Source organism: Porphyromonas sp. HMSC065F10 (assembly GCF_001808555.1).
Classification (GTDB): Bacteria; Bacteroidota; Bacteroidia; order Bacteroidales; family Porphyromonadaceae; genus Porphyromonas_A.
On sequence record NZ_KV793748.1, the window covers coordinates 39,062 to 43,920 of the forward strand.

Here is a 4,859-nt window from a genome sequence, read left to right on the forward strand (position 1 = left end):
TTGAGCATCGCATAAGGGGACGGCACGGGCACCTCCTAAGGGGTCGCCCGACCGGATGCCCGAGGAGGCGGATATCTAATACCGATATTAGGCGCGACTAATATCGGTATTAGAGTTTTCTTTTACCGGTATTAGATTTCTCCCAGAGAAAGGGCGGTGGTGAGAGGGCAATGGAGCGTCTCGATATTTGTCACTATATTTATCGTGTGATGAGAGCTCCACCATGGGACTCTCGCAAGCGTATAGACAAGCAGCATGAGCGACCTGATACAGGACTTCGTCGACTACCTCACCTACGAGCGTGGCGCCTCACCCCACACGATCGCCGCCTACCGGCGCGACCTGGAGATATGGGGTGAGACCTGCGGTGTGGAGCCGGTGCCGGAGGCTCTCCGGGCGATCGACCTGAGGAGTGCTCGGCGACAGGCGATGCAGCTGATGGAGCGGGGGGACAGCCCTCGGACGGTCCATCGGCGGCTCTCCTCGCTGCGCACGTTCTTTACCTACCTCCTCAAGCAGGAGGTGGTGGAGAGTGACCCCTTTGCCGCCGTGCAGCTACCTAAGATGGAGCGCAGCCTGCCACCCTTCGTCGATGCTGACACCCTTGTCAGCCGGATCGATCGCCTCTACGGCGATGCCGAGACGGCAGAGCGGGAGGAGGATCGGGACCACCTCTTCCTGATCGCCTTTGTGACCGACCTACTCTTCCAGACCGGTATGCGGTCAGCGGAGGTGCGCAGTCTGCAGCTCACCGACATCGATCGACCTGGGCAGAGGCTGCGCGTCATTGGTAAGCGAAATAAGGAGCGACATATCCCCTTCGGTCCTTTGCTTGATCAGAAAATAGCCCTATATTTGTCCTACAGGGACCGCAGAACGCGTCCGGAGGAGACGCACTTCCTCACCACCGAGCGAGGGACACCGGTCAGCGCCAGCCAGCTCTACAGCTACGTCAGGGAGGCCCTCGAGCCCCTCTCCGGCTACTCCCGGAAGAGCCCTCACGTGCTGAGGCACAGCTTCGCCACGGCGCTTCTCAATGACGGCGCAGGACTGATGAGCGTCAAGGAGCTCCTCGGTCACGAGGAGGTCTCCACCACGTCGATATACGCCCACACCACCTTTGAGGAACTGCAGAGGATGTATCGTGCCCACCCCAGGGCGCACAAGCCTCACAAGGAATAACTCACCAACCAATCACTTACGATTATTATGAACGTAAAGATCCAAGACGTAGACTTCAAGGCCTCCAACGACCTGCAGAATTTTGTCACCACCAAGGTCGAAAAGCTGGAGCGCTACTATGCTGATATCTTAGATGCAGAGGTAGTCATGACGCTGATCAAGCCGGAGACAAAGCGCAATAAGAAGGTCCGCATCACCCTCTCCGTCAAGGGGCCCGACCTCTTCTCCGAGAAGACAGCAGATACCTTTGAGCAGGCTGCTGACGAGGCGTGCGAGGCGCTCGAGATCCAGCTGAAGAAGCTGAAGGACCGCATCTCAGGTCGCTAATTGCCCCCACGCCATATATAGATATAAGTAGAGGGCGGACCGCACGACTGTGCGATCCGCCCTCTGATATTGTAAGACCTTTGCAAAATGGTCTTTAGTCGAAAAAGCACCGCTTTTTCGGCAGGGACTTTGCAGAATACCACAGATGCAAGGAACTGAGAGTGAGGGCGAGGGGAGTGTGCTTACGCACATAACCAAGCCCGAATCTCGAATGTGACGCCACAGATGGGGTATTATGCAAAGGTCTCAGTGTGCCCTAAGTCGGGGTGACTTACTCTGCGGCAGGTGCCTCAGGAGCAGCGGCCTCCTCGGCGGGAGCCTCCTCAGCTGCGGGAGCCTCCTCAGCAGCCTGGGCAGCGGCAGCCTCCTCGGCAGCCTTCTTGGCCTCGGCCTCCTTCTCGGAGATGGCCTTGGCGCGAGCCTCATTGATCTTACGCTCAGCCTCGAGGAGCTTCTTGGCGCTGTCGCGCTTGGCGGCCTCGACCTTCTCCTTCTCGCTCTCGTAGGTGCTCTTCTTAGCCTTCATCCAGTCGTCGAAGCGCTTCTGAGCCTCCTCCTCGCTGAATGCGCCCTTGCGGACACCTCCACGGAGGTGCTTCATCATCATCACGCCCTCGCGGGAGAGGATGCTTCGTACGGTATCTGAGGGCTGTGCACCCTGCTCGATCCAGTAGAGTGCGCGCTCAAAGTTGAGATCCACGACAGCGGGATCGTTATTGGGGTTGTAGGTGCCGAGCTTCTCGATGAAGCGACCATCGCGCGGTGCTCTACGGTGTGTGACGACGATCGAGTAAAAAGCATAGGCTCTGTGACCGTGTCTCTGCAGTCTGATAACTGTTGCCATAATCTATGGGGATAAAAATAAGTGTACGATGCGTCCCACGGTCTCTCCGAGAGGTTCTCGACCCTGGAGGTGAAACGCAAGGGCAAAGGTACGACTTTTCGCCCTCGCATCCAAGGTCCGCAGCCGGCGATGTCACTCCTCTGCCTGATCGATCCGCAGGTAGTAGTGCAGCTTGGCTGCCTCGAGGAAGAGTGGTAGCCGCGCGTCCTCCACGGCCACCTGCCAGATGTAGCCCTCGAGGTCAGAGGTGGAGTCGATCGTCTCCACCTCGTGGTCCCGCAGGAGCATCATCACGGGATTGATCTTGTCGTAGGGGAAGTGGAGGGTGAGGGGTGTGGTGAGGAGCACCTCCTCGTGAGGCGCATCGGCGAGGGCAAGCTCGGCGGCGGTGCGGTAGGCGACGATCAGGCCGGAGGTGCCGAGGAGCTTGCCACCGAAGTAGCGGGTCACGGTAACCACCACCCCGGTCAGGCCGAGGGCATGGATGCGCCCGAGGATCGGCTTGCCGGCCGTGGAGGAGGGCTCACCGTCGTCGCTGCATCGCTCCTCACGCTCCCGTATGCCCACCACATAAGCCCAGCAGCAGTGGCGCGCATCGTGGTACTTTGCCCGCTCCTCCTCGATCACCGCCATGGCCTCCTCGACCGTCTCCACAGGGACGGCGCGCGAGATGAAGCGACTTCGCAGCTCAGTGTAGAGACCGGCACCCTCGGCCGTGAGGGTGCGGTAGGAGGTGATGGGGCTGGGCTCACTCATGGGACAGCAGTCTCTCCAGGGCGGGACGCCAGTCGGTCCCATTCGCCGGGCGGAGGGTGGTCAGCCCCAGCACCCGGGCAGCAGTCACATTTTCCTCCCGATCATCGATGTAGAGGGTCTCCCGGGGGTCGAGGTGGTTTTCGTCCAAGATAAGGTGGTAAAAGCGAGGGTCGGGCTTCTTGATTTGGAGGAGGTGGGAGGCGTAGCATCGCTCGAAGTAGCACTCTAGTGACTCGCCCGAGGGGAGGAAGTGGGGCGAGCGGTAGAGGTCGTAGAGGAAGGCATTCGTATTCGTGGCGAGGAAGAGGCGGTAGCCACTCAGCCGTGTGCGGAGGTGATCCAGCTTGTAGAGCTCCACCTCGCCCGCATAGCCGGCAAGCGCCCAGGTGATCTCATCGATGGTGAGGTCGCGACCGTAGGTGGTGCGGACGATGTCGCGGAACTGCTCCTTGGAGATCCGACCGACCTCTAAGTCGGGGAATAGCCCCTCCTCGGGATAGGGTGAGAGGAGCCCGCGCGCCTCGACGAAGCCGAGCCGGTCGAAGCGCCGGATGCTCTCAGCGGGGCGGTCAATTAGGAGCACACCGCCGAGGTCAAAGATGATGTTCCGGATACTCATACGGTCAGGCGACGAGAGACGATCTCGATGACATTATATATAGCCACCACCTCCTCCACGTGGAGGTCAAAGTCGTGGTAGAAGGGGTTGAGCGAGTGGAGCTTGAAGAGTCCCTGCCGAGGGTCCTGACCGACCACCTGCTTGATGACGATCCCCTCAGAGCGGGTGACGAAGATGAAGTAGAGCCAGTCGCGCGTGTGGAGCCCATCGAGCCAGTAGTCCCTGTCGACACTGCGCGCCAGCACGCGGTCCCCCTCAGAGAGGCTCTTACTGGAGCCATCGTCCATCGAGTCGCCCTGCACCGTGAATATCCGGTAGATGCCCCGGTAGTGGCGGTCCACCGGCACCTCGATCATCCGTACCCCATCGGGGTCGGGGTCGCCAAAGCTGGTCAGCGTGCCGGCGACGGCTGGATCCTCCACGAGAGGGAAGCGCATCGTCTGCGAGGGGTGGTATGGGAGGGCGGTACTCTTGGCGAGGGCCTCCTCATCGAGGATCTCCATCGGGCTCGCTGTCGCCTCATCAGTCTGCTCCTGAGCGCTGAGCATCGGCTCTATGCCGGCATAGAGCCACTCCCTCCGGTAGCGGGGGAAGCGTCGGAGGATCTTATCCAGCGTCGCATCCTGTGGGCGCTGTCCGTAGCGGGTGATGCGGAAGAGCGTAGACGCATTGCTCAGCCCCACCTCCTTCGTCATCTCGCCATAGGTCAGCCCCTCCTGCTCCATGATATAAGTCACTCGATCGCTACGCGTAGGGTGCGGTGAGGTGGAGAAGAGCTCCCCTCCCGCAAGCATCTCCCCCTCCCCATCAACGAGCCAGGCGCGGGAGAAGATCCCGTCAAACGCCTCGAGGAAGCCGTCGATCAGATTGACCGACATATAGGTCCCCCCGCGCGAGAGGGCCGAGCGGATGGAGCTCCTATTGACCCCCATACGGAGAGCCACATCATCGGTCGTCTCCACAAAGTTATGCGACCGGAGGTAGTCGTAAGCCTGGACCATCCGGTCGTGCTGCTCCTTACGTACCGTGAAGGTATCGGGATCTTGTGTCATTGCCATAGGTAGTCGGGTGTCTATTGCGAGACCTTTGCATAATACCGCATCTGCGGCGTCACTTTCGAGATTCGGGCTT

6 protein-coding genes are annotated in these 4,859 nt (G+C 60.2%); 2 read left to right on the plus strand and 4 right to left on the minus strand.

Translation table 11 applies throughout. The annotated features are described in order from the left end of the window. The first annotated feature begins 255 nt into the window (after window positions 1-255). Window positions 256-1,182 carry a tyrosine-type recombinase/integrase gene (locus tag HMPREF2890_RS01210; RefSeq protein WP_070464210.1) on the plus strand — a complete coding sequence of 309 codons (927 nt, stop codon included), beginning with the start codon at window positions 256-258 and terminating at the stop codon, window positions 1,180-1,182. 27 nt (window positions 1,183-1,209) lie between these two features. After that, the gene (hpf, locus tag HMPREF2890_RS01215; protein WP_070464212.1) at window positions 1,210-1,509 is read left to right on the plus strand and encodes a ribosome hibernation-promoting factor, HPF/YfiA family; all 300 of its coding nucleotides are present in this window, start codon (window positions 1,210-1,212) and stop codon (window positions 1,507-1,509) included. Window positions 1,510-1,780: 271 nt separating this feature from the next. Here hpf and HMPREF2890_RS01220 read toward each other — a convergent pair whose 3' ends face one another. The 4 genes from HMPREF2890_RS01220 to HMPREF2890_RS01235 form a co-directional block, all read right to left on the minus strand. After that, window positions 1,781-2,353, minus strand: a complete 573-nt coding sequence (locus HMPREF2890_RS01220) for a 30S ribosomal protein S16 (RefSeq protein ID WP_070464214.1) — start codon at window positions 2,351-2,353, stop codon at window positions 1,781-1,783. A 132-nt stretch (window positions 2,354-2,485) separates the two neighbouring features. Next, window positions 2,486-3,109 (minus strand): IMPACT family protein, encoded by a 624-nt coding sequence (locus tag HMPREF2890_RS01225; RefSeq protein ID WP_070464216.1) that lies wholly within the window; start codon window positions 3,107-3,109, stop codon window positions 2,486-2,488. Beyond that, window positions 3,102-3,728 (minus strand): HAD family hydrolase, encoded by a 627-nt coding sequence (locus tag HMPREF2890_RS01230; protein ID WP_070464219.1) that lies wholly within the window; start codon window positions 3,726-3,728, stop codon window positions 3,102-3,104. Before HMPREF2890_RS01230 ends, HMPREF2890_RS01225 begins: the two co-directional genes overlap by 8 nt. Beyond that, the gene (locus HMPREF2890_RS01235) at window positions 3,725-4,786 is read right to left on the minus strand and encodes a S24 family peptidase (RefSeq protein WP_148130638.1); all 1,062 of its coding nucleotides are present in this window, start codon (window positions 4,784-4,786) and stop codon (window positions 3,725-3,727) included. Before HMPREF2890_RS01235 ends, HMPREF2890_RS01230 begins: the two co-directional genes overlap by 4 nt. Between the last annotated feature and the right edge of the window lie 73 nt (window positions 4,787-4,859).